The organism is Nocardioides agariphilus (assembly GCF_015352445.1).
Taxonomy (GTDB): domain Bacteria; phylum Actinomycetota; class Actinomycetes; order Propionibacteriales; family Nocardioidaceae; genus Nocardioides; species Nocardioides agariphilus.
In genome coordinates this window covers 138172-163854 of the sequence record NZ_JADKPO010000005.1, presented here as the reverse complement: position 1 = coordinate 163854, position 25683 = coordinate 138172, and the positions used below count along the sequence as shown (strand labels likewise).

Here is a 25683-nt window from a genome sequence, read left to right as displayed (position 1 = left end):
ATGGATCCGAAGCCGATCGGCCTCTCCCCTCGCTCGACCTTGCGCGGACGACCGCGCACGAGAAGCAACCGCGACGACCCCTGTGCGCGCTGCGGCCGGAACATCCCCCGACTCGCAGCCACGTGGCCAGAAGGCCGACTCTGCAACATCTGCTACTTCGACGCCATCCATACTCGCGGCACCTGCCCCGAGTGCCTCCAAGACCGTCTGCTGCCGGGCCCGCCCAACGCCGACGGCCACCCGGTCTGCTCGACCTGCGCTGCGATCCCGTACGACTTCCACTGCGAATGCTGCGGCGTCGAAGCCGGGCACCACCGCGGCCGACTGTGCGCCCGCTGCGCCCTCCGCGACGACCTCCACGGCCTGCTCGGCGGTGAACCGAACGCCCCTGAGCTGGTCGGCCTGGTCGACTTGTTGTGTGCCTCGGACCGCCCCGAGTCGATCATCGTCTGGAAGCGCTCATCCAAGGTCCAGGAACTGCTTCGCGGACTCGGCGACGGCACGATCCGGGTATCGCACGAAGGTCTCGACTCTGTGCCCGGTAAGCAAGCCGAGCATCTGCGTGCGCTGCTGCAGCATCACGGCCTGCTCCCACAGCGCGACCCCTATCTCCCCCGCTTCGAGCGGTGGATCGACGCCAAGCTCGACGGCCTCCCCGCCGAAGTGCGCCAGCCGGTGCAGCACTTCGCCACCTGGCACCACCTGCGGCGCATCCGCGCCAAGGCAGCCGCGGGGGCCACGACCCGCGGGCCGGTCCACTCCGCCAAACAGGAGATCACAGAAACCCTGAAGTTCCTCCTCTGGCTCCTCGAGACTTACCAACGAACCGCCGCGACATGCACCCAGCAGGATGTCGACGAGTGGCTCGCCACTGGGCCGACTACACGCAGCGCGATCAGGACATTCTTCGTCGTTGCGAAGAAGTCACGCATGAACACCAGCGTCAACATCCAGCATCGATCGGCCAAGTCCAGCCCGTCGCTCAGCCAGGACCAGCGACTCGCCTGGATCCAGGAGCTCCTCACCGGCAGCAGCGAGTCACTCCCCTACCGCGTTGCCGGAATGCTCCTGCTGCTCTACGCGCAGCCGCTGGTCAAGGTCGTCACACTGCCGACCAGCGTCATCGACGACACCGACACCGGCATGAGCATCACCCTCGGCCAGCACCCCACTGACGTTCCCGAGCCGTTCGCTTCAGTCCTGCGCGCACACCTCGCCGCTCGGCCGAACCTACGCACCGGCGCGGGGCCTGACAGTCCCTGGCTGTTCCCCAGCACTCTCGCCGGGCGGTACATCCACCCCAACACCGTGATGGATCGTCTCCGCGACCTCGGCGTCAACCTCCTCGGCGCCCGCAACCGCGCGATCGGGGAGCTCGTGCTCGAGTGCCCACCATCGCTCGTGGCCGAGGCTCTCGGCTACAGCGCGCAGGTGGCGTTCCTCCACGCCGATAAGGCCGCCGAGCCGTGGGCCCGATACGCGGGCCGGTCCATCAGGTCCCCCTGAAGAGCCTCGCGCGCTCATTCGAGGAGACGGTCGGCCGCGCCTTGGTCCTCGCGTGCTCCTTGTCCGACCCGTCACCGCGGGCAACCGATGTGCCGACCTGGGCGTCCTTGGAGGTGTCAGGATGCAGATGAGCAGCCGTCAGGAGGCCTCGGGTGGATGCGGACGGGCAGGACGCGTTCGACGGGTTCGTTCGCGCCCGGTACGCCGACTTGCTGCGCTTTGCCCGGGCGCTGACCGGTAGCCCCGAGGACGGCGCCGACCTCCTCCACGACGCGCTGGCCGGCACGCTTCGGGCATGGCATCGCGTGGAGTCCCATGGCGATCCAGAAGGCTACGTGCGCCGGGCGATGGTCAACCGCAACATCAGCCTGTGGCGTCGGCGGACGCGGGAGCACGTTCATCTCTCGCTTGCCCCGGACCCGCCACCCACAGCGGACCACGAGTGGCGGGTCTCGGTTTGGGCCGCGATCCGGGCCCTGCCGCCGCGCCAGCGCACGGTCGTCGCCCTGCGATTCTACGAGGAACTTCCGGTATCCAAGGTCGCGGACCTCATGGGGTGTTCCGAGGGCACGGTGAAGAGCCAAACGGCCAAGGCAGTCGCCAAGCTGCGGCTCGCCTTGGCCGACAACAGCTTCGGACAGGAGGTGTCCGATGGACCGGTTCACCCATGAGATCGCACAGACGATGCGTCACGATGACCTTCCCGCCAGTTCGGCGGACATTGCGCTGGCCGACGTACGCCGCCGTGCCGCGAGGCAGCGGCGCCGCGCGGTCGGACTGGCTGTCGCATCGGTCGCGGTGGCGGTGGTGGTAGCCACCGGCGTCCTCAAAGCGCTGCCCGACCGCGAGCCGCCACCCGCTGAGCCCGCCCCGGGGCCGGCGATCGGCCTTCACCCGATCGACATCAGCATGGCCAGCGCGACGGACTGGTTCGTGCTCGGGGGCACTGCGCCCGGCTGCGAGCAGCAGGACTGTCTGCGCCTGTCAGTGACGACAGACGGGGGTGAGTCGTTCAAGGCCGTCACTCCCCCGCCTGGCTGGGTCTATGGGATCGCCTTCCAGGACCGGCAGAGCGGCTGGGCATGGGGGCCACACGAGCTCTGGGCGACCAGCGACGGCGGCACTACGTGGACCCCGGTCACCCTGCCCCACAACACCAGCCCCATCGGTGACGGCCGGGCCACCGCCGCGGGACTGCTCACCTGGGTGGACGGCGACGGCGGACGGCGGGTGATCCTCGCGGCGCCTGGCGCCGCGTCCGCGGACATGCCCGGGCTGCCGCAGATCCAACACGAAGGCTGGGTCACCCCCGCCGAAACCAGTGCCGGAGTCTTTGTCCTGGGCCGGTTCCAGACCGGCGAGTTCGGGGAGGAAGGTGCGCTCGAGCTCTACGCGCTCGCCGAGCCTGCCGCGCCGCTTACCCAACCCTGCGACCCAGCCGGACGTGGCCAGCTCACCGGCACACCCGCGGCGCTCTGGATTGCCTGCGACGAGGCCAAGACCACCAGCGTCCACGTCAGCACCGACGGCGCAAAGACATGGACCCGGCTGGACACGGAGGCGTTCGGATTCGGCACTCAGGTCGTCGGCATCGACGACCGTCAGGCAATCGGCGTACCGCCGGGCAGCAACACACCTGGTCAGGACGTCACCGACATTGCCGTGATGGGCCTGCCGTCGACGTACAAGCCAGCGCCGACACCGCCCATCGACGAGCCCGTCGCCGTCGAGGCCATGGAAGGGGTCGCCCTGATCGCCGCCCGCAACGGCTTGGTGATCAGCCCTGACGGCGGCTGGACCTGGCAGTACGTGGACGGCTTCGCGCCCGCCCAACTCATCCAGCCCACGCCGACGGCCAGCACCACCGCGACCGTCGACGTCCCCGAAGGCGCGGTGCCGTGGAGCGATCGTCGTGACTTCGAGGTCTGGCAAGCGCCACCCCCGGAACCTCGACCGACGACGACGCCCTGCACCGCATCCGACCTGCGCGTACGCCAGGTTCAGGGCGATGGCGCCAGCGGGCAGACGTTCCTGTTCGTCGACGTGGTCAAGAAGACTGACGGACGATGCACCCTCGCCGGGTACCCCACACTCATCGGGCTCGACGACTCAGGTGCCCGGGTCACCATTCCCACAGAGCACGACGAAAGGCTCGGCGACTACGCCGAAAGCCCGGCAACGCTCGACCCGGGCGAGACCGCGCAGCTGACGATCAGTAGCGACCAACGCAACTGCGAGGAGGCGCAGGGCAGTGCACCCATACCGACCGAGAAGTGGACCGCCCTCACCGTCGTCCTGCGCGACGGCAGCGAGCTCGGGCTGAACCGGGACGACTCCACAACCTGCGGGATGTCGGTCTCCCGCTTCACCCGCGACAACTCACCGATCGAGCAGCCGGTTCGCTGGGACTCGCTGAGCGCCGAGGTAGCCCTGCCGGACCAGGTGGTCGCCGGCGGACTCCTGACCTATGTCGTGACGCTGCACAACCGTGGCCAAGAGGACGTCGATCTCGCTCCCTGTGGCGGCTTCTCGCAACAGTTGGCCTTTCAGGACATGAACGGCAACGACTTCGCAAAGCCCGTCTCTGAGGTCTACCGGCTCAACTGCGACAGCGACCCGATGCTGCCGGCCGGGGCCACGCGGGCCTACGTGATGCAGTTGCGGGTGCCCGACACCGCGCCGGCCATGGCGGAGGCGCGCTTGACTTGGCAACTGGTCGACACCTCGCCCGACCAGGGCGCTGAGGGATTCGTCGAGGTGATCCGCTAGGAGCCAACAGCACGAGCCGCGTGCTCCACCCTGAGCGATCTACGAACGGCCTACAACCGCCAAGATGGCAACCTCGTTGTCGTCGACGCATCCGAGAATGCCGTCTACCGCATTCAGATCGACGACGTCGTCACCTCGATCTCAATGGAACTGCGACGGCTCGATTGCACCCGCTGACCACGCGTCTTCCGACACCGGAATTCGCACGCTCTTGATACGCAGGCTGTCCACTAACGCAGGACTGACTCCTCTCAACCCCTTCACCGGTGGCTGCCGACCCTCCCCTCGGTCGCCCACAGTGCGGCTAGGTTGACGCTCGTGCGCGAGCCCGAGACGCCGTACCTCGTCGTCGACGTCCCGCGGCTTCAGCGCAACATCGACCGGGTGGCGGCGGCCGCTGCACAGGCGGATGTGCGGCTGCGTCCCCACGCCAAGACCCACAAGACGGCCGAGATCGCCCGCCTGCAGCTGGCTGCCGGTGCGGTCGGGCTGACCGTGGCCACGGTCGGTGAGGCCGAGGCGTACGTCGACCAGGGAGTGACGGACCTCTTCGTCGCCTATCCCCTGTGGCTCGATCCCCGACGGGCCCGACGCCTGGCGGCACTCTCGGACCGGGCCGTCGTCACCGTCGGCGTCGACAGCGCCGAGTCAGCCGCCAACCTCGCACGATGGCTGCCGGGTCAGGCCGTGCTCGTCGAGCTGGACAGCGGCCACCACCGCACAGGAGTCCGGCCTCGCCAGGCCGGAGAGGTCGCCTCCGCCGCATCCGACGCGGGCCTGGACGTGCTCGGCGTCTTCACCTTCCCGGGCCACGGCTACTCCCCTGACGGTCGAGATGTCGCGGCGCGCGACGAGGCCGACGCGCTGCACGTCGCCGCAGGATCCCTGAGGGGCGTCGGCATCGAACCGCGCGTGCTCAGCGGTGGGTCGACGCCCACTCTCCAGGCCGCGTTGGCGATGGGGGTGCCGACCGAGCTGCGCCCCGGCGTCTACGCGCTCAACGACGCGCAGCAGTGGGAGCTCGGCTCCGCCACTGCTGACGACATCGCACTGACCTGCCAGGCCACCGTGGTCTCCCACGCGGGCGGCCGGATCGTCGTGGACGCCGGTGGCAAGGCGCTGGCGGCCGACCGGGCGCCGTACAACTCCGGTGCAGCGCGGCTACTCGACCACCCGGACGCCAAGGTGGTCCTGATGTCCGAGCACCACGCCGTGATCGAGGGGTACGACGGCCCTCCTCCCCCGCTGGGCAGCCGACTGCGGCTGGTGCCCAACCACGTGTGCGCCGCGGTCAACCTCGCCGACGAGCTGTGGGCCGACAGCGGCACCGGGCTCGAGCGATGGCCGGTCGTGGCGCGGGGGCGCAACAGCTGACGGCCCACCCAGCGGCCGCCCGTACCATGCACGCCATGCGCAAGCCCCTCACCTTGTTGCCCGTGGCTCTGACCGTGTGCGCCGCGATGCTCTCCGCGTGCAGCGGCGACGACTCCTCGACCGCCGTCGACGCAGGATCCACCGGGTCGACGACCTCCTGCGACTACCCGACCGACGGGAGTGCCGCCAAGGAGGTGGACGCGCCGTCGTCGAAGGCACCCGACACCGGAGAGGTGACCGTCACCATCTCCACCACGGTCGGAGACCTCGAGGCCACGCTCGACCGCGAGAAGACGCCGTGCACGGTCAACTCGTTCGTCTCCCTTGCCGAGCAGGGGTACTTCGACGACGTGACCTGCCACCGCATGACAACGGCCGGCATCTTCGTGCTCCAGTGCGGTGACCCGACCGGCACCGGCGCGGGCGGACCTGGCTACTCCTTCGCCGACGAGCTCGACGGCTCCGAGACCTACCCCGCCGGCACGCTGGCGATGGCCAACGCCGGCCCCGACACCAACGGCAGCCAGTTCTTCATCGTGTACGCCGACAGCGAGCTGCCGCCTGCCTACACCGTGTTCGGACACGTCGACGACGCTGCGGTGGCCACCGTGCAGGGAGTCGCGGACAAGGGCGTCGACAGCCCCACCGGTGACGGTGCCCCCAAGGAGACGGTGACGATGCAGAAGGTCAGCGTCGGCTGATCTCCCGCGCTGACAGGTCCTCCTCGACGTAGCCGACCGGCTCGCCCAGAGCCACCGTGCGGCCGACCGTGCAAATACGGTCACGGGTCTGCTGGATGGCTCGCGGCAGCATCTCGCGGGCCCGGTCGCCGTCGGCACCCTCGGGGAAGCGCACGTCGAGCTGGATGGTCAGCTCGACCAGGTGCGACCCCGCCTCGTCGCGCACCTTGTGACCCGTGGCTCGCATCTCGAACGTGGTCGGATCCACGCGCTTGCCGGTGATCAGGTCGATGTCGGCGGCCGCGCATCCGGCCAGTGCCGCGAGCAGGAGCTCGACCGGTGTGAAGTCGGGGTCCTCGATCGGCCCGATCGGCAGCACTCCCCCGCGACCGTTGGTCGCCTTGTAGCGCTCCTTGCCCATCCGCGTGAGCTCGACCCAGCGCAGGGTCTCGTCGCTGGTCGGGCTGTTCGCTGCCTGCGTCATGTGCGTCAGCGTGCCAGAAGACCCCAGGTCCGGTGACCAAGCATCGGGTTGGGGTATGGACGTAACGCTTCCGGCAGGTAAATTGGGCCCGGACAGCCAATCTGGCGGGGATCCCCCGATGCGCGCTCGTCGCCCGGACCAGGGGTGCTGTCGCCCCCCGACACGGTGAAAGACCCATGGCCTGGCCTCAGGCCCTGCGGACGCCGCCGTTCGCGGCCACACCCCCTCCGCTGCGAACGGCGGCCCCCCGGTTGATGGCCGTGCGCCGAGATGGGGCCAAGATGGACACCGTGCCGCAACGCCGGATCGCCGTCGCCGCCACGGGTCAGCAGGCCCTCGATGCAGGGCTGGCGGTGGCAGCCGACGGAGGCAACGCCGTCGACGCCGCCTTGGCGACCGCCTTCACCGCGCTGGCCACCGAGCCCGGCATGGTGAGCTTCGGTGGGGGCGCCTACGTCTCGGTCTGGTTGGCCGACGAGGACCCGGTGGTGGTCGACGGCAACGTGGAGATGCCCGGGCGCGGTGTCGAAGCATCCCGCTTCGGACGCGGAGTGCGCGAGGTCCGCACCGACTACGGCGGCGGGGTCACCATGCATGCGGGGCACGGCTCGGTCGCCACGCCGGGGATCATCCCCGCTTTCGCGGTTGCGGCCGAGCGGTACGCCGCGCTGCCCTGGGCCAGGCTCGTGTCGCCGGCCGCGACGGCTGCACGTCGCTATCCGATGGGCAGCGCCGCTTCCCGGTACCTGGCGTTCGTGGCCGACACGCTGTTCGCCGAGGACGCCGAGGCCCACGCCCTGGTCACTGGTGAGGGTGGCGCCGTGCTGAGCGGAGGTGAGGAGCGGAGCAACACCGCACTCGCCGACACCCTGGACCGGCTGGCCACCGAGGGACCGGCACTGTTCACGACCGGCGATGTCGCACGCGCCCTCGTGTCCACGATGGCCGAGCACGACGGGCTGGTGACGCTCGAGGACCTGGCCGCCTACCAGCCCGTCGTGAGGCCCGCGCACCTGAGCACGGTCGGCGCATGGACGGTCGCGGTCAACCCGCCGCCGGCCGTCGGGGGGCCGATGCTGGCGGTGATGCTCGAGGAGCTCGCGCGTCGCGGAGACTGGAGCTGGGACGACGTCATCGAGATCCAGCGCGCCGTGCTGTCCTACCGCACGTCGATCCACGACCTGTCCGAGGACCTCGAGGCAGACGGCGTCGACCTGCTCGCACGTGTCGGGGAGCACGGCCTGAGTGCCCTCCGCGGATCCTCCTCGACGGCCAACGTCTCGGCGGTGGACTCCGACGGCAACGCCTGCACGATCACGATGAGCAGCGGCTACAGCGCGGGGCTGGTCATCCCTGGCACCGGGATCCTGCTCAACAACGCCCTCGGCGAGGTGGAGCTCAATCGCCTGGGCGTCCATGCACTGGCCCCGGGGACCCGGCTCGCCTCCAACATGGCGCCGACCACCGCTCGGGCCGAGCCCGGACGGGTCCTGGCCATCGGGTCCCCTGGCGCCGACCGGATCACCACCGCCTTGATGCTCGTGCTGGGACAGGGCTGTCTGCACGACCGCGATCTCCAGGCAGCCATCGCGGCGCCGAGGGTCCATGTGCGCGTGGTCGAGGAGCACGGCGAGGCCGGGTTCGTGGTGGAGCACGAGGCAGACGACGAGATCATGGCCGCCGTGCAACGAGCCGGGCTACCCGGACACGAGTACCCCGAGCCCCATATGTACTTCGGCGGCGTGGGCGCCGCGGCGGTGTCACCGTCCGGTGAGCTGCAGGCGGCCGGAGACGCCCGCCGCGAAGCCGCGACGGGCGTCTCCGACTGAGCCTCAGCGGACGACGATCACCGGGAACCGGCGGTTGCCGGACACCACGCGGGTGGCGGGCGTGGTCTTCTTCTGCTTCTGGATCGCTCCGCCGAACAAGGACAGTCGGCTGTCGAACTGGTCGTTGCGCACGAAGGTGCTCACCATCTTCTGGACCTCGTCGAACGTGCCCGGCATCTCACCGGTCTCGAACGGGAACGGGAGCCCCGGGAAGAAGGAGACCTGACCGCGCAGACCAGCGGCTGCCCGCGGGACACGGTAGGTCACCGGCACCGTCTGGTTGCCCGACGGGTTGGTCAGCACGAGGCGGAGCACCAGCAGCCTCCCGGCCTTGACGATGGCCGGGTTGAGCCGGTTCACGGTCACCCACAGGCCACCCCGGCGCTGCTGGACCTTCGCCAGCCGGAAGCCGGAGGGGTCGTCGGTGACCGTCGAGGTGCCCGTGACGGAGTCGACGGTGACATCGGGGATCAGGCTGAGAGCCCAGACCAGGTCGGGAAGGTCCCACTGCGCGATCCCGGTGATGTCGAGGCTGTCGGCGTAGCGGTTGCCCGCCTGCAGTACGAAGGGCTCGCCGCCCGCCGTACCGGTGATGGTCCAGCCCTGCTCCTCAGCGCCCGGGGGGAAGGAGTCCAGCACCCGCAGGTGGTTGACGACCAAGGCGTAGTTGGTGGTCTGCGCCAGGGCCTCCTGGATCGTGACGACGCTTTCGCTGGTGCGCTGGTCCGGCCCGTGGGTGAGCACCGAGGTCACCTCGGTGCCGTGAGGCAGGACGCCGAGCGGCCCGGAGACACCGACGTTGCGGTCCTGGTCGATGGTGCCGACCGTCGGTCCGAAGTTCGCCATCGTGAACGGCGTTCCGGCAGGGTCCTCCTGGATGTACAGGGTCTCTGCGCCCGACATCCCGTAGGTCGTCTTGCCGAGCAGGTTGAACGGGTGGCCGAAGCCTCTGACCAGCCCGTCACACACCGAGGTGACCGTGCCGATCGCGCCTTGGGTGATGTCGCCAGTCGACATGGTGACGCCCAGGTTGCCGCCGGCCACGATGTCGGCCGCAGTCGGGGTGGTCGCAGCGGGAGCAGCCCCCGCGACCGAGGCGCTCTCCGGCTGCCAGGCCCGCCGGGGCGTGCGGTGCAGGAACCTGGCAGGTACGCCCGCCACCGACAACGGCGTCGGCAGCTGCGAGAAACCCTGCGACGCCTGGGTCTGGGAGACATCCGTCGTCCGGGCGAGCAACCGCGCAGTGCGGTCGCCGACCTTGAGCTGCTGGGGCAGGCTGGTGTTGAGCGAGGTCTGCATCTGCTCGAACGGCGTGATGCCGGCGACCGGCGACGGCCCGAAGGAGAAGCCGTAGGCCACCGCGCCGATGAGGCGACCGTCCTGTGCGTAGACCGGCGAGCCGGACATGCCCTGCCAGATGCCGCCGACCTGCTGGATCGTCGGCGAGTCCAGACGCGCCATCACCAGGTCGATGCCCGGCAGCACGCCGTCCTTCAAGACGCCGAGGACCTTGCCGGTGAAGCCCGACGGAGTGACGCCCTGAGTCGTCGAGAGGCCGTGGACGTCCTGGTCGACGGTCACCTCGGAGACCGGGTAGGCCTCAGCGCAGTCACCCGTGGGTGCAGCGGCGCTCGTCGCGGAGTGAGCGGCATTGAGGGTCGCACCTTCCACCAGTGCCGTAGGGATGGCCAGGGCAAGGCTGGCCATGACGGCGACCCCCAGGCCCCGGGAACGCGAAGATCTCATCGCTGCTTCCTCTCGTGCAGACTCGGCAGCCCCCGTGGCCCCCGCGGCGCACAGTCTGCCTCTCACGAAGGTCCCGTGGGCACTGCGACACCGAACAGCCGGTCTTTGCCGGCCGCTTGTCCGCGACACGTTGGTCGGCTGCTCCTAGGCTGACATGGTGAGCAGCGCACGGCTCCCGGGTGGAGCCGCCCAACCCCTGAGCCTCCGGCAGAGCGAGGCCCGCGACCGCGCGGACCGCATCGAGGTCACGTCGTACGACGTGTCGCTCGACCTCGACCGCGGCGACGAGACCTTCGGCTCGGTGTCGACGATCGACCTGGTGTCGCTGGGAGGGCCGACGTTCCTCGAGATCCAGCCCGCCTCGCTCCTGTCGGTCACGGTCAACGACTTTCCCGTCGACCTCTCGCGTCACCAGGGCGGCAGGGTGCCGATCGACACCGAGCCCGGCAGCAACCGCGTCGTGGTGGATGCGGTGATGACGTACCGGCACGACGGCGAAGGGCTGCACCGCTCGGTCGACCCCGCCGACGGCCGGCACTACGTCTATGCGATGCCCTTCCTGGACGCTGCCCCGAGCATCTTCGGCTGCTTCGACCAGCCCGACCTCAAGGCCGAGTGGAGGTTCCGCACCCGGGTGCCACGTGACTGGGTGGTGATCGGGAACTCTCCTGCCACCGAGCTCGAGCCCGGCGTGTGGGAGATCGGGCCCACCCTGCCGCTGCCGACCTACCTGGTGGCGCTCGTTGCCGGTCCCTACCACGTCGTGCGCACCGAGCACGACGGCATCCCGCTCGGTCTCAGCGCGCGCGCCTCGATCGCCGCTCACCTCGACCACGACGCCGAGGAGATCTTCACCGTCACCGCGCAGTGCTTCGACGAGTTCCACCGCCTGTTCGAGATCCGCTACCCGTTCGGCGACTACCACCAGGCCTTCGTGCCGGAGTTCAACGCAGGAGCGATGGAGAGCGCCGGCTGCGTGACCTTCCGTGACCCGATGATCTTCCAAAGTCGCGTGGTCAGGACCTTTCACACCCTCCGCGCCAGCACGATCGCCCACGAGATGGCGCACATGTGGTTCGGCGACATCGTCACTCCCCGATGGTGGGACGACCTGTGGCTCAACGAGTCGTTCGCCGAGTACATGGGCGCCCGGGTCACCGCGGACGCGACCGAGTTCGAGGACGTGTGGGTGTCCGAGGCCTACAGCAGGAGGTCGTGGGGGCTGTCTGCCGACCAGCGGCCCAGCACGCATCCGGTCGCCGGGAACGGTGCCGAGGACGCCGCGACCGCCTTGCAGAACTTCGACGGGATCTCCTACGCCAAGGGCGCCGGCATCCTCAAGCAGCTCAACAGCCATCTGGGCGACGAGGTGTTCTTCGGCGGGGTGCGCGACCACTTCCAGCGACACCGTTTCGCCAACGCCACGATGGTCGACCTGCTCGAGGCGTGGGAGCGCGCCGGTGCCGAGGACCTGGCCGGCTTCCGCGACGGCTGGCTGCTCTCGGCTGGGCCCGACACGCTCGAGCTCGACCGCGCCTCCGGCCTCATCCGGTTGACTCCACCACCCGGAGAGCGGGCCGGCCGCCACCACGCCCTGGCCGTGGCGGCCGCGCCGGCGGATCGGACGGGCACCTGGCGAGTGCAACGCCTCGTCGTCGACTCCGACACCGTGCCGGTGACCGTGCCGACCGGCGCAGTCGTGCTCGACCCCGAGATCGAGACCTGGGCCGTCACCCTTCCCGACGCGAGCACGCTGGCCGCGCTACCCGACGTGCTGTCCACGAGCACCGACCCGTTGCTACGCGCCAGCGTATGGCTGTCGGTGCGCAATGCCCTTCAGCACGCACGTCTCGACCCTGCTCTTGCTCTCGACCTCCTCGCGGCGGCCCTCCCCCACGAGGACACCGACGACGGCGTCGGCCAGACCCTTGCCTGGGCGCTGGGCGCCGTGGTGCCGGTGTCGCAGGACCCCGTCGCCGCACGCGCGCGGGTGCATGAGACCGCCGCGGCCTGCGTCGCAGCGTCGCAGGCAGGCTCCACGCTCCAGCTCGCCGCGTTCCAGGGGCAGGTGTCGGCCTGTCAGGAGCCCGCCTTGCTACGGAACTGGCTCGCGGCGGGCGACCGACTGCCCGAGGGCGTCGTCGTGGACCTCGACCTGCGCTGGCGGATCCTGGTCCAGCTCGCCGTCCGGGGGGCGATCGACCGCGACGAGCTCGCAGCCCAGCTCGCCGACGAGGTCACGGCCGTCTCGCAGGTCGAGCACGCCAAGGCGCTCGCGGCGCTGCCGGATGCCGCGGCCAAGTCGTGGGCGTGGGCCCGTTTCACTGGCGAGGTCGAGGTGCCCAACTACGAGCTGGAGGCCATCGGGCTCGGCGTGTGGCAGGTCGGGCAGGAGCACCTGACCGACCCCTACGTCGAGCGCTACTTCGAGGACCTGCCGGCGACCGCCGAGGTGCGTACCGGCTACCTGCTGGCCCAGTCGGTGGGCGACTTCTACCCCCGGTGGTCGATCAACGCCGGCACCGTGGAGCGGGCCAGGTCGTTGCTGGGCCGAGAAGACCTCGACCCGGTACTCCGCCGCGAGGTCGTGGACTTCACCTGGGACCTGGAGCGCCGCCTGGCAGTCGTCGAGGCGTTCGGGTCGTCCGGGGCGATCAAGCCGTGAACGAGCACCTCGTCGAGCCGGAGGCCCGGCCCCGTCGACCGGGACCGACCGTCAGGACCCGCGTCACCGAGCACACCGACGACCTCGAGCGCGATCGTGAGGACCGCCTGGCCACCGAGGAGCCACTGGAGATCCGCCTGACCTCGCCGGGCTCCCCGGCGCAACGGGTCTGGGTGACGATGAGGACACCGGGGCACGACTTCGAGCTGGCCGCGGGGTTCTGCTGCCACGAGGCCATCGCCGCGCCGACGGCCATCAAGGGGATCGCCTACTGCACCGACGTCGACCTCACCCCGGAGCAGGAGTTCAACGTCGTCACGGTGACCCTGGACGCGCCCGCCGACATCGGCCATCGCCATACCGGCATGAGTGCCGGGTCATCGGCGTGCGGGGTCTGCGGCAAGGACTCGGTGACGGCGGTGCTGGACGTGGCGAGATCCGGTCTCGTCGTACCTCGGTGGACCGGGCCGCTCCCCTCCCCCGCCGTCGTACGCCGGCTGCCCGAGAGCCTGCGGGAGGGCCAGGCCGTCTTCAGCCGGACGGGCGGGGTGCATGCCGCGGGCCTGTTTACCGCGGAGGGCGAGCGACTCCTCGTCCGTGAGGACGTGGGTCGCCACAACGCCGTCGACAAGGTGACCGGAGCACGCGTGATGGCGGGCCTCTCCCCCGCCGAGGCCTGTCTGGTCGTCAGCGGGCGGGCCGGCTTCGAGCTGGTACAGAAGGCCGTGGCCGCAGGCATCGGCTGCCTGGTCGCGGTAGGCGCCCCCACCAGCCTGGCCGTCTCCTTGGCACGCGAGGCCGGGCTCGGGCTGTTCGGCTTCACCTCGGCCGACCGCACCGTGCGCTACTCGTGAGTCTTTCTTGACTCATTCAGGAAAGGGCGCTTGGATCGTGTGGTGACGACCAGCCAGCAGACCGGCAGTCACGCCCGGCTGCTGCGAGACGCCGGTCTGCGGATCACCCGACCGAGGCTCGCCGTCCTCGACGCCGTCGCAGCTCTCCCTCACGCCGATACCGACGCCCTCATCAGCGCCGTCCGACGTGAGCTTCCAGCCGTCTCCCACCAAGCGGTCTACGACTGCCTGCGGGTGATGAGCGAGTCAGGGCTGCTACGTCGCATCCAGCCCCTCGGCTCGGTGGCCCGCTACGAGACCCGGGTGGGCGACAACCACCACCACGTCGTGTGCCGCTCCTGCGGCGCGATCGGCGATGTCGACTGCGCTGTCGGCGAGACGCCGTGCCTGGTCGCGTCCGACGCCGGTGGCTTCACCATCGACGAGGCGGAGGTCATCTACTGGGGCCGCTGCCCCGACTGCACGTTCTCGACCGTCTGACCCCGTTTGCAACCCGAAGTCCACGACAGACAGGAGATGGACACCCGTGTCCGAGAGTGAGAACCCCGTCATCGACGCCCCTGAGCCCAAGCCAGGCGCGCGACCACGCACCAACAAGGACTGGTGGCCCAACCAGCTCGACCTGCAGGTGCTCCACCAGCACTCGCCGAAGGGCAACCCCATGGGCGAGGACTTCGACTACCGCCAGGCGTTCGCCGGGCTCGACGTCGAGGAGCTGCGCCAAGACCTGCTGGCTCTGATGACGAACTCGCAGGACTGGTGGCCCGCCGACTTCGGGCACTACGGCGGCCTGATGATCCGGCTCAGCTGGCACGCTGCAGGCACCTATCGCATCGAGGACGGTCGGGGTGGGGCCGGCGATGGCAGCCAGCGCTTCGCGCCGCTCAACAGCTGGCCCGACAACGCCAACCTCGACAAGGCGCGCCGTCTCCTGTGGCCGGTGAAGCAGAAGTACGGCGCCAAGATCTCCTGGGCCGACCTCCTGGTCTATGCCGGCAACGTAGCCCTGGAGTCGATGGGCTTCGAGACCTTCGGCTTCGGCTTCGGGCGGGCCGACGTCTGGGAGCCCGAGGAGATCATCTGGGGCCAGGAGGACACCTGGCTGGGCGACGAGCGCTACAGCGGCGACCGTCAGCTGGCCCCCAAGCTCGGTGCGGTCCAGATGGGCCTGATCTACGTCAACCCCGAGGGTCCCAACGGCAACCCTGACCCCCTTGCCGCGGCCCACGACATCCGCGAGACCTTCAAGCGGATGGCGATGAACGACGAGGAGACGGTCGCGCTGATCGCCGGCGGCCACTCCTTCGGCAAGACCCACGGCGCCTCCTCCGGCGACCACGTCGGACCCGAGCCCGAGGGCGCACCACTGGAGAGCCAAGGCCTCGGCTGGCACAACACCTATGGCAGCGGCAAGGGCCCCGACGCGATCACCAGCGGCCTCGAGGTCACCTGGAGCCCCACCCCGACCCGTTGGGGCAGCGGCTTCTTCGACAACCTCTTCGGCTACGAGTGGGAGCTGACCACAAGCCCGGCGGGCGCTCACCAGTGGGTGGCCAAGGACTCCGACGAGACGATCCCCGACGCCTTCGACTCCTCGAAGAAGCGACGCCCGACGATGCTCACCACTGACCTCGCGCTGCGCGAGGACCCGGCCTACGAGCAGATCTCGCGTCGGTTCCACGAGGACAACGACGCGTTCCGGCTCGCCTTCGCCAAGGCCTGGTACAAGTTGCTGCACCGCGACATGGGCCCCGTCTCCCGGTTCCTCGGGCCGTGGGTCGCCGAGCCGCAGCTGTGGCAGGACCCCGTCCCGGCCGTCGACCACGAGCTCGTGAACGAGGCCGACGTCACCGCCCTCAAGGCTGCACTGCTCGCCTCGGGCCTGTCGGTCCAGCAGTTGGTCGGCACCGCCTGGTCGGCGGCGTCGAGCTTCCGTTACACCGACCGGCGGGGCGGCGCCAACGGCGCCCGCCTGCGCCTGGAGCCGCAGCGCAGCTGGGAGGCGAACGACCCCGACCAGCTGGCCGAGGTGCTCTCGGTGCTCGAGCGCGTGCAGCAGGAGTTCAACGACCAGCAGTCCGGTGGCAAGCGCGTGTCCCTGGCAGACCTGATCGTCCTCGGCGGTGCCGCGGGCATCGAGAAGGCTGCTGCCGATGGCGGGCACGAGGTGACCGTTCCCTTCACCCCGGGCCGGACCGATGCCTCGCAGGAGGACACCGACGTCGAGGCGTTCGACTACCTCGAGCCGCGCGCCGACGGGTTCCGCAACTACCTGCAGCCCGGCGAGAAGCTGCCGCCGGAGACGCACCTGGTCGACCGGGCCTACCTGCTCGGACTGGGGGCACCGGAGATGACGGTCCTGGTGGGCGGCCTCCGCGCGCTGGGCGCCAACGCGGGAGGTTCCTCACACGGGGTCCTCACCGACCGGGTGGGCGCGCTCACCAACGACTTCTTCGTCAACCTGCTCGCGAGCGGGACGGAGTGGAAGGCATCGCGCGACTCCGAGCACGTCTACGAGATCCGAGACCTGTCGTCGGGCGAGGTCCGCTGGACCGCGACCGCCGTCGACCTGGTCTTCGGCTCCAACTCCCAGCTGCGGGCCCTCGCCGAGGTCTATGCCAGCAACGACGCGGGCGAGAAGTTCGTCCGAGACTTCGTGCGTGCGTGGACCAAGGTCATGGACAACGACCGCTTCGACGTCGCCTGACGATCACGGCCGCAGGAGGGCGTCGTACGCCCCACGTCGCACGACGCCCTCCGCCCCCGCTGCTCCGGTGGAGCTGGTCGTGGACTTCGTGGTGCTGGCCGAGGACATCACCCGGACGACGTCGGTGCCAGCATCTCGGCTACCGCCACGTGTAGCCCCGTGCGGCGTGGGCAACCGGGAGATGTCGGTGCCGACTCCTACGGTCGTGGTGTGCGCATCCTCCACACCTCCGACTGGCACCTGGGCCGGTCCTTCCACCGGGAGGGGATGCTCACGCACCAGGCGACCTACGTCGACCACCTGCTCGAGGTCGTCGAGTCCGAGCAGGTCGACCTCGTGGTGGTGGCCGGCGACATCTATGACCGCGCACTCCCCCAGGTCGACGCCGTGCGCCTGGCTGACGAGACCTTGGTGCGGCTGGCACGTTCGCGGGCCCAGGTCGTGCTGACCAGCGGCAACCACGACTCCGCCCAGCGACTGGGGTTCAGCTCACGCCTCATCGACGCAGCAGGCGTGTTCATCCGAGCAGACGTCTCGAGCGTCGGTGTCCCGGTCGTGCTGGCTGACGACCACGGACCGGTGGCTGTCTACGGGCTCCCCTACCTCGACCCGCTCGCGCTCTCGGAGCCGTGGGCCTTGGCGACTCGCTCCCACCAGGCAGCGCTGGCTGCCGCCATGGGCCGCGTACGCCGCGATCTCGCGACCCGGTCCGCGTCCACGCGCTCGGTGGTCGTGGCTCATGCCTTCGTCACCGGAGGCGAGCCCAGCGAGTCCGAGCGTGACATCAGCGTCGGGGGCGTCTCTCGAGTGGCCGGGTCGGTCTTCGACGGTGTCGACTACGCCGCCCTCGGCCACCTCCACGGAGCCCAGAGCCTCAGCGATCGCATCCGCTACAGCGGGTCTCCGCTCGCCTACTCCTTTTCCGAGGCCCACCAGACCAAGGGCTCGTGGCTCGTCGACCTGGCGGCCGACGGCTCGGTGACCGCAGACTTCGTCGCGGCGCCGGTCCCGCGTCGCCTGGCCCGCATCAGCGGCAAGCTCGACGACCTGCTCGCCGATCCGCGCCTCGAGCACGCCGAGACCTGCTGGGTGCACGCCACGATCACCGATGCCACCCGCCCTCACCAGCCCATGGAGCGGCTGCGGCGGAGGTTCCCCCACACACTGGTCCTCGCATTCGAGCCCGCGCGCGGTGAGGTCGGGGGCGTGCCGACCGTCCGCCCCGGAGCCCTCACCGACCACGAGATCGCGCTGGCCTTCGTCGCCGAGCTCCGCGGAGTGCCCGCCACCGACCAGGAGTCCGCTCTCCTGCAGCAGGCGTGCGAGGCGTGCAGCGAGGACCCCGAGACCGACAGCCTGCTCACGGAGAGCACCCGATGAGGCTGCACCGGCTGGAGATCACGGCGTTCGGTCCGTTCGCGCAGACCACATCCGTCGACTTCGACGCCCTCAGCGCGGGCGGGCTCTTCTTGCTGTCGGGCGCGACGGGCGCCGGCAAGACCAGCGTCCTCGACGCGGTCTGCTTCGCCCTCTACGGCGCTGTGCCCGGCGAGCGCAACGACGCCAAGCGGCTGCGCTCCGACCAGGCCGACGCCTCGACTCCCCCGCGCGTCTCACTCGAGGCCACACTGTCTGGGCGACGCTTTCGCATCGTCCGCTCGCCGGCATGGCAGCGACCCAAGAAGCGCGGGCCCGGGGTCACTGCCCAGCAGGCCGCCGTCGTGGTCAGCGAGCTGGTCGAGGGCACCTGGCTTCCGCTGACGACCCGTCTCGACGAGTCCGGCCATCTCATCTCCGGGCTCGTCGGCATGAACCTCACGCAGTTCACCCAGGTGGCGATGCTGCCCCAGGGTCGGTTCCAGGCGTTCCTCAGGGCGTCGTCCGACGATCGTCACCGGCTGCTCCAGCAGCTGTTCCGCACCGAGCGCTTCGAGCGGGTGGAGTCGTGGCTGCGCGATCGTCGGCTCGTCCTCCAGCGTCACAGCCACGACCACGAGCGCTCGGTCACGGGCCTTGTCCACCGGATCAGCGAGACGGCACAGGCATCCGCGCCGGCAGCCGATGAGTCCGCGCAGCAGTGGAGCGCGACCTTGGTGGCCGCAGCGAACGACCTTGCCGCATCGTTGGGCGCCGCTCTCCCGGGCCTTCGCGACGCCGAGGCGACGACGCGTGCCGCGCTCGAGGCCGGCAAGGCCTCAGCCGATCGACGGACGCGGCTGGCCGAGGCGATCCGCGAGCGCGAGCGACTGCTGCAGAAGGCCCCCGAGGTGGCCCGCTCCCGGGCCGTGCTCGCCGCGGCGGCGCGGGCCAGGGGCGTCGTGCCGCTGCAGCGAGTCGTCATCGTGGCCGGGGCCGCCGCTGAGGACGCAGAGCTCCGGGTGGTGCGCGAGCGAGCGCGGGCCGCGGCACTGCTCGGGCTGGAGCCGGAAGAGCTCACAGCTGAGACCGTGCCCGAGCTGGTCCGCGACGCCGCCGATGCCAGCGCGCGGGCGCGCGCGCTCCTGCCTCGCGAGCGAGAGCGCGCCGAGCTCGCCGATCAGCTGGCCCTCGCCCGCAACCAGCGCGGCGAGGCGGACCTCTCCGAGGTGCGGGCCCGCGCCGCCAGCGCTCGTGAGGCTGCCACCCGACTGCCCGCCGAGCAGTCGGCTCGTGACGTCGCCGTCAGCCGGGTGGAGGCCGGTCGCACCCTCCAAGCCGTCCGCAACGAGCTGGTCGTTGCGCAGCTCGACCTCAACCAGGTCGTCACCGCCCGTCTCGTGCTCGCGGAGGAGCTGGTGATGCTGCAGCAGGCGCGCCTCGACGGGATGGCTGCCGAGATCGCCGGTCGCCTTGCCGCGGGTGGGGGCAGTTGTCCGGTGTGCGGCTCGCAGCACCACCCTCACCTGGCCACGGCTGCGCCCGGCGCACCTGACGCCGCAGCGGAGAAGGCGCTGCGCAAGCGCCTCGACGACGCCGAGTTCGAGCAGCACACCAGGGCATCGCACGCCAAGGACCTCGAGACCCGGGCGGCACTGGCTCTCCAGGCCGCCGGCACCGACGACCTCGACGCGCTGACGCGTGCCCTGGCCGACGCCGAAGCCGTGTTGCGCGACACGGCCCACCTCGCAGCCGGAGCCGAGGAGCTCGAGCGCCTTGCAGCCACGGTCGCCGAGCTCGACGCCACCATCGCTCCTCTGGCAGCCCGCCTGGCCGAGGTGACCTCCGAGCTCGCCTCCGCGCTCGGCGACGACCACGGCGATGTCTCGTCCCTCATCGCCCACCGAGCCGCCGTCGCCGACGCGACCGCGTCCCTCCAGGAGTCCCACGCTGCGCTCGTGGTCGCCGAGCGCCACCGCGACGACGCGGTCGAAGCGCTTGCCGCGACGGCGGCCGAGGCCGGCTTCCCCGACGTACCCTCCGCGCTCGCGGCGGCGCTGCCCCACGACGAGGTGGTCGCCCTGCAGGCCGCTGTCGACGAGCACGCACGACGGATGGCTGCTGTCGAGGCCGTGCTCGCCGACCCTGCCCTCTCGGACGCACGCGAGGGTGAGTCGCCCGACCTCGAGACGCTGGCCTCCGCCCATCTGGCGGCTGCCGACGAGCTGGCCTCCGCGCTCGCGGCCGAGCAACAAGAGGTCGTCAGGGCAACCCGGCTCGTCCAGCTCGACCGACGGCTGTCCGACGCCGTCACCGCCTGGGATCCCGTGCGAGCCGAGCTGGACCTGGTCTCGTCAGTGGCGTCGTTCGCCGAGGGCAAGTCCGGCGACAACCAGCTCCAGATGCGGCTGTCGGCCTACGTGCTCGCCTTCCGGCTCACGCAGGTCGTCGACGCGGCCAACGTCCGACTCGCCACGATGAGCGACCGCCGCTACTCCTTGGAGCACACGGGCCGACGCGGAGCAGGCGAACGCCGGGGCGGTCTCAGTCTCCTGGTGCGCGACGACTGGTCGGGCGAGAGCCGCGACCCCGCGACGCTCTCCGGCGGCGAGACGTTCGTCGTCTCGCTGGCCCTGGCCCTCGGGCTGGCCGACGTGATCATGCACGAGGTCGGCGGCGTTGGTCTCGACACACTCTTCGTCGACGAGGGCTTCGGTTCGCTCGACGCCGACACGCTCGATGACGTGATGGAGACACTGGACTCTCTGCGCGACGGGGGGCGCGTCGTGGGCGTGGTCAGCCATGTCGCCGAGATGCGCGACCGCATCCCGACTCAGCTGGTCGTCTCCAAGGCGCGCACCGGGTCCACCGTGCACCTGCGCGGCTGACGCCAACCCCGGCTGAGCCGCTGCGTGACACACGCCACACTCGCGCCACCTGCCCGCATTCCAACCCGCCGTACCTCGATCGCGTCCTGGTCTCGACTAACCCACCAGACATCCGTAACCAGGGAGCAGCCATGAACACCAAGAGCGCACGAGGTCTCGCCGCGGCAGGCCTTCTCGCCACCACCATCACCAGCGTCGTCGCCCTCGCGGCCCCCGCCCAGGCGGCGGAGTGGAAGACCGAGAAGGGCATCGTGGTCGAGTGCCACGGCCACAAGCCCGGCTTCACGGTCCGCACCACGGTCTACGAGAACAGTCGCTACGGCAACACGGTGCAAGTGGGTCTCGGCAACCCCGATGCCGACCGCGACGGCATGCGCCAGACCGACCAGAAGTTCCTCGTCGACGGCTTCTTGCGGGCCACGGTCCAGGTCGAGGGCAAGCGAGCCGTCATCAAGGGCACCGCCACTCGCGTCGGCGCCCGCATCCCCGTGTCGGAGTCCTTCGACGACGGCGACATGCGGATCGACAGCCGTGGCTTCCAGCGCAAGCTGCGCACCGACCTGGTGGCCAAGTACGACGGCAAGATCGTGTCGCTGACCTGTGACACGGCGTTCTACTACAACCTCGAGGTCAAGAGGACGCCGATCGGCTGATCCTCACGGATGTCCGCCAGGGATGGCGACGTCCGGGTCGTAGGGCACCTTGGTGTAGACGAACGTCGCGCACTCCAGGTGGCTGACCGTGCCGTCATCACCCCGGACGACGTGGAGCGTCTCACCGCGGTGGTAGCCCACGACCCCCACCATGCGGTCCCCGGAGACGTCGAAGACGAAGGCGTCTCCGGGGTCGCCGAACTCCCACAGGTGGACCTGCCCACGGTGCCAGCGCAGCTCGTGAGCCGTGTTGCCCCAGAACCACACCCCCGGCACGCCCGCCAGGACGGGCGGCACGGGAGCACTGGGGCTCCACGGCTCGACCGGGTCCGGCTCGTCGTTGCCGAGCAGCATCTCGGGCACCCACTCGGTGCCGATGCCGGCCGTCGCGTTGGTCATCAACACGCTCGCGTCCCGGGTGGAGCGGTCGACGAACAGACTGGCCAAGAATCCGGGCATCGAGCCCGTGTGCCCCGACAGCGAACGGCCTGCGGCCTCGATGAGGCGCAGCCCGAGGCCGTAGCCCTCGGCGGGCAGTCGCGTGGTGGCCATCTCCGCCAGCGTGTCGGAGGACAGCACGTCGGGGTGGCCGGTTGCCAAGAAGTCGGCCCAGCGCAGCAGGTCGGTGACGGTGCTCCACGCCTGGCCGGCCGGCCCCATGGCCATGGTGTCCTGGTGCGGCTCGCGCTGCAGCTCTCCGGTGAAGTGCACGACGCTCGCGCCTTGGGCGTGCGGCGCCACCGGGAGGTACGTCGTACGCGACATGCCGAGCGGCTCGAGGATCTGGGCTGAGACCAGCTCCCACCATCGCGCGCCCCGCAGTCGGGCGACGGCCTCGCCCAGCAGCGCGAAGCCCAGGTTGGAGTAGTGGAAGTACGCTCCCGCCGGGGCGACCCGACCCGACCCGTCGTTGGCCCTCAGCAGGTCGGGGACGGCCACCCCGGGCGAGCGCTCCCACCACGGGCCGACCGGCTCGCTCTGCATCCCCGAGGTGTGCGAGAGCAGCTCGGCGACCGTCGCGTCGGCGTAGGCGGTCTCGGGGACGAACCGCCCGATCGGGTCCTCGAGCCCCAGCAGTCCCTCGTCGCGGGCTCGCATCACCAGGACCGCAACGAGGGTCTTGGTGATCGAGCCGATCCGGTACTGCGTGTCCTCCGGCTCGCCCGGCACGTCGCCGGCTCCGCCGGTCCAGGTGACCTCCCCGGCGGTCGCGACTCCGGCGACGACGGACGGCAGGCGCGCGTGGCCCTGGATGTGGCGCAGACGCTCGGACAGACGCGCGGGCTCGCTCACTGAGCGAATGCCTCCGGTGGCGGGCAGGAGCAAACCAGGTGGCGGTCGCCGTAGGCCTGGTCGACGCGGGCGACCGGCGGCCAGTACTTGTCGGGGTCGGGTCCGGTCGGGAACGCTCCGAGCTCCCGGTCGTAGGGACGCTCCCACTTGTCGGTCACGACCGCCGCCGAGGTGTGGGGGGCGTTGCGCAGCGGGGAGTCCTCGGCCGGCCACTCCCCTGCCCCGACGCGGTCGATCTCGCCCTTGATCGCGATCATGGCGTCGCAGAAGCGGTCGATCTCCCCGAGGTCCTCGGACTCGGTCGGCTCGACCATCAGCGTGCCGGCGACCGGGAACGACATCGTGGGCGCGTGGAAGCCGTAGTCGATGAGGCGCTTGGCCACGTCGTCGACGGTCACACCGGTGTCCTTGGTGATGCCGCGGACGTCGAGGATGCACTCGTGGGCCACAAGTCCGTCCTCGCCGCGGTAGAGGACGGGGAAGTGCTCACCGAGACGGGCCGCGACGTAGTTGGCAGACAGCACAGCGCTCGCCGTCGCCCGGGTCAGCCCCTCGGCGCCCATCATCCGCACGTAGGCCCACGAGATGGGCAAGATGCCGGCCGAGCCATAGGGGGCGGCACTGATCGGGCCGATGCCGTGTCGCTTCTCCGGCTCGGGGTGCATCGGGTGGGACGGCAGGTAGGGCGCCAGGTGGGCGCGGACGCCCACCGGTCCGACGCCGGGTCCGCCTCCGCCGTGGGGGATGCAGAAGGTCTTGTGGAGGTTGAGGTGCGAGACGTCACCGCCGAACTCCCCCGGCCGCGCGTAGCCCAGGAGCGCGTTGAGGTTCGCCCCGTCGACGTAGACCTGGCCGCCGTGCTCGTGCACGATCGCGCACAGGTCCTTGATGGTGTCCTCGTACACGCCGTGGGTCGAGGGGTAGGTGACCATGATCGCGGCCAGGTCCTCACGGTGAGCCTCGCACTGGGCGCGGAGGTCGTCGAGGTCGACCGAGCCGTCGGCGGCGGCCTTCACGACGACCACGCGCATGCCAGCCATCACGGCAGAGGCGGCGTTGGTGCCGTGGGCCGACGAGGGGATCAGGCACACCTCGCGTGCGGTGTCCCCCTGCGCCCGGTGGTAGGCGCGGATCGCCAGCAACCCGGCCAGCTCGCCTTGCGACCCGGCGTTGGGCTGCACACTGACGCGGTCGTAGCCGGTCACCTCGGCCAGCCACGACTCGAGGTCACCGACCAGCTCGCGGTAGCCGGCGGCGTCATCGGCAGGGGCGAACGGGTGCAGGTCGGCGAACCCGGGCAGCGAGACCGGCTCCATCTCGGTGGTGGCGTTGAGCTTCATCGTGCACGACCCGAGCGGGATCATGCCCCGGTCCAGTGCGTAGTCGCGGGCGCTCAGCCGCCGCAGGTAGCGCAGCATCTGGGTCTCGCTGCGATGGCTCGAGAACACCTCGTGGGTCAGGTACGGCGTGTGACGTCGCAGGTCCGCAGGCAGACTCTCGCGCGGCTCGGTCGCGGACCAGGTCACCCCGAACGCTCCCGCTACCGCGTCGAGTGCCGCGCCGTCGGCCGTCTCGCCGATGCTGATGCCGACGTGGTCGTCGTCGACGAGGCGAAGGTGTACGCCGTCGGCGCGCGCAGCCTCCACGATGGCGCCCGCCCGGCCGGGGACGTTGACCAGCACCGTGTCGAAGAACTCCTGGTGGACGACCTCCACGCCGGCCGAGTCCAGCGACGCCGCGAGGGCACGGGCCTTGCGGTTGAGGTCGGCCGCGATCGCCCGCAGTCCCTCGGGACCGTGGTAGACGGCGTACATCGAGGCGACGACCGCCAACAGCACCTGCGCGGTACAGATGTTGGAGGTCGCCTTGTCGCGTCGGATGTGCTGCTCGCGGGTCTGCAGGGCCAGGCGGTAGGCCGGCCGCCCCTCGACGTCTACCGACACTCCGACCAGCCGTCCGGGCAGGTGTCGCTCGAGGCCGTCGGCGACGGCCATGAAGCCGGCATGCGGACCGCCGTAGAACAAGGGGACGCCGAACCGTTGCGAGGATCCGATCACCACGTCGGCCCCCAGCTGTCCGGGTGCCTCCAGCAGCGTCAGCGCCAGCAGGTCGGCGGCGACGACGACCAGCGCGTCGCGCTCATGGGCCGCTTCGATCAGCGGCCGTGGGTCCACGACGTGGCCCGACGCGCCGGGATAGGCGACCAGCAGGCCCGACAGCGCGCCGTCGGGCAGGCCTTCGGCGAGGTCGGCCACGAGCACCTCGATGCCCATGGCCGCCGCGCGTGTGCGCACCACGTCGATGGTCTGGGGCAGGCTGTCGGCATCGACGACGAAGGGCCCGGTCGCCTTGCGGTTGGCCCGGCGTACGAGCGTCATCGCCTCGGCCGCCGCCGTCCCCTCGTCGAGCAGCGAGGCGTTGGCCGTGGGCAGTCCCGCCAGGTCAGCGACGACGGTCTGGAAGTTGAGCAGCGCTTCGAGACGACCCTGCGAGATCTCCGGCTGGTAGGGCGTGTAGGCGGTGTACCAGCTCGGGTCCTCGAGCACGTTGCGCCGGATGACGGCCGGGGTGATGGTGCCGTGGTAGCCCAGTCCGATCATCGGCTCAGCAGGGCGGTTGCGCCCGGCGAGGTGGCGTAGCTCGGCCGCCGCCGCGTGCTCCGAGACCGCCGCGGGCAGGTCGAGCGCATCCGTGCGGATCGCACCCGGCACGGCGGCTGCCATCAGGTCCTCGATGGTGGCGAACCCGACCCGCCCGAGCATCGTGGCCACCGCATCGGCGTCCAGCCCGATGTGTCGGTCCGCGAAGGACGATGAGGACGGCGTGGGCACGGCGAGCGGATCGGTCACGAGAGGTCGGCTCCTCGACGGTCGGGTCTA

Annotated in this window: 17 protein-coding genes; 13 read left to right on the top strand and 4 right to left on the bottom strand. The window is 70.5% G+C overall.

Features of this window, described 5'->3' with window-relative positions; genetic code table 11:
- The 5 genes from ISU10_RS05630 (at position 1) to ISU10_RS23780 (ending at position 6350) form a co-directional block, all read left to right on the top strand.
- Positions 1 to 1506 carry a site-specific integrase gene (locus tag ISU10_RS05630; protein WP_194695390.1) on the top strand — a complete coding sequence of 502 codons (1506 nt, stop codon included), beginning with the start codon at positions 1 to 3 and terminating at the stop codon, positions 1504 to 1506.
- Between the two features lie 152 nt (positions 1507 to 1658).
- Positions 1659 to 2177 (top strand): SigE family RNA polymerase sigma factor, encoded by a 519-nt coding sequence (locus tag ISU10_RS05625; RefSeq protein ID WP_194695389.1) that lies wholly within the window; start codon positions 1659 to 1661, stop codon positions 2175 to 2177.
- A 535-nt stretch (positions 2178 to 2712) separates the two neighbouring features.
- Positions 2713 to 4275 (top strand): DUF4232 domain-containing protein, encoded by a 1563-nt coding sequence (locus ISU10_RS23785; RefSeq protein ID WP_194695388.1) that lies wholly within the window; start codon positions 2713 to 2715, stop codon positions 4273 to 4275.
- A 318-nt stretch (positions 4276 to 4593) separates the two neighbouring features.
- Entirely contained in the window at positions 4594 to 5649 is a 1056-nt protein-coding gene (locus tag ISU10_RS05615; protein WP_194695387.1) for an alanine racemase, read from the top strand.
- A 35-nt stretch (positions 5650 to 5684) separates the two neighbouring features.
- On the top strand, positions 5685 to 6350 hold the full coding sequence (locus tag ISU10_RS23780) for a peptidylprolyl isomerase (protein ID WP_306442091.1): 666 nt from the start codon (positions 5685 to 5687) through the stop codon (positions 6348 to 6350).
- On the opposite strand, the gene ISU10_RS05605 is transcribed toward ISU10_RS23780, so the two are convergent.
- Positions 6337 to 6813 carry an OsmC family protein gene (locus tag ISU10_RS05605; protein WP_194695385.1) on the bottom strand — a complete coding sequence of 159 codons (477 nt, stop codon included), beginning with the start codon at positions 6811 to 6813 and terminating at the stop codon, positions 6337 to 6339. The two genes, ISU10_RS23780 and ISU10_RS05605, sit on opposite strands and share 14 nt — an antisense overlap.
- A gap of 176 nt (positions 6814 to 6989) precedes the next feature.
- On the opposite strand from ISU10_RS05605, the gene ISU10_RS05600 reads away from it, so the two are divergent.
- On the top strand, positions 6990 to 8642 hold the full coding sequence (locus tag ISU10_RS05600) for a gamma-glutamyltransferase (protein WP_228499645.1): 1653 nt from the start codon (positions 6990 to 6992) through the stop codon (positions 8640 to 8642).
- A gap of 3 nt (positions 8643 to 8645) precedes the next feature.
- Here the strand turns inward: ISU10_RS05600 and ISU10_RS05595 are convergent, their stop codons facing one another.
- Positions 8646 to 10388 carry a SpoIVB peptidase S55 domain-containing protein gene (locus tag ISU10_RS05595; RefSeq protein WP_194695384.1) on the bottom strand — a complete coding sequence of 581 codons (1743 nt, stop codon included), beginning with the start codon at positions 10386 to 10388 and terminating at the stop codon, positions 8646 to 8648.
- A 157-nt stretch (positions 10389 to 10545) separates the two neighbouring features.
- Between ISU10_RS05595 and pepN the strand changes: the two genes are divergently transcribed.
- From pepN to ISU10_RS05560, 7 genes are all read left to right on the top strand, one after another.
- On the top strand, positions 10546 to 13053 hold the full coding sequence (gene pepN / locus ISU10_RS05590; RefSeq protein WP_370864795.1) for an aminopeptidase N: 2508 nt from the start codon (positions 10546 to 10548) through the stop codon (positions 13051 to 13053).
- On the top strand, positions 13050 to 13907 hold the full coding sequence (locus ISU10_RS05585) for a formate dehydrogenase accessory sulfurtransferase FdhD (RefSeq protein WP_194695382.1): 858 nt from the start codon (positions 13050 to 13052) through the stop codon (positions 13905 to 13907). The genes pepN and ISU10_RS05585 overlap by 4 nt, the downstream gene beginning before the upstream one ends.
- Positions 13908 to 13946: 39 nt before the next feature.
- Positions 13947 to 14387: a Fur family transcriptional regulator gene (locus ISU10_RS05580; protein ID WP_370864804.1), complete on the top strand. Its 441-nt coding sequence runs from the start codon at positions 13947 to 13949 to the stop codon at positions 14385 to 14387.
- A gap of 46 nt (positions 14388 to 14433) precedes the next feature.
- Positions 14434 to 16614: a catalase/peroxidase HPI gene (katG, locus tag ISU10_RS05575; RefSeq protein WP_194695426.1), complete on the top strand. Its 2181-nt coding sequence runs from the start codon at positions 14434 to 14436 to the stop codon at positions 16612 to 16614.
- 210 nt (positions 16615 to 16824) lie between these two features.
- A complete protein-coding gene (locus ISU10_RS24040) occupies positions 16825 to 17994 on the top strand; it encodes an exonuclease SbcCD subunit D (RefSeq protein ID WP_194695381.1) in 1170 nt (389 codons plus the stop codon).
- The gene (locus tag ISU10_RS05565) at positions 17991 to 20858 is read left to right on the top strand and encodes an AAA family ATPase (RefSeq protein ID WP_194695380.1); all 2868 of its coding nucleotides are present in this window, start codon (positions 17991 to 17993) and stop codon (positions 20856 to 20858) included. Before ISU10_RS24040 ends, ISU10_RS05565 begins: the two co-directional genes overlap by 4 nt.
- A gap of 131 nt (positions 20859 to 20989) precedes the next feature.
- Complete coding sequence (locus ISU10_RS05560) at positions 20990 to 21511, top strand: hypothetical protein (RefSeq protein WP_194695379.1); 522 nt, start codon at positions 20990 to 20992, stop codon at positions 21509 to 21511.
- Positions 21512 to 21514: 3 nt separating this feature from the next.
- On the opposite strand, the gene ISU10_RS05555 is transcribed toward ISU10_RS05560, so the two are convergent.
- The gene (locus ISU10_RS05555; RefSeq protein WP_194695378.1) at positions 21515 to 22804 is read right to left on the bottom strand and encodes a serine hydrolase domain-containing protein; all 1290 of its coding nucleotides are present in this window, start codon (positions 22802 to 22804) and stop codon (positions 21515 to 21517) included.
- Entirely contained in the window at positions 22801 to 25566 is a 2766-nt protein-coding gene (gcvP, locus tag ISU10_RS05550) for an aminomethyl-transferring glycine dehydrogenase (RefSeq protein ID WP_370864802.1), read from the bottom strand. Before gcvP ends, ISU10_RS05555 begins: the two co-directional genes overlap by 4 nt.
- Positions 25567 to 25683 lie beyond the last annotated feature (117 nt).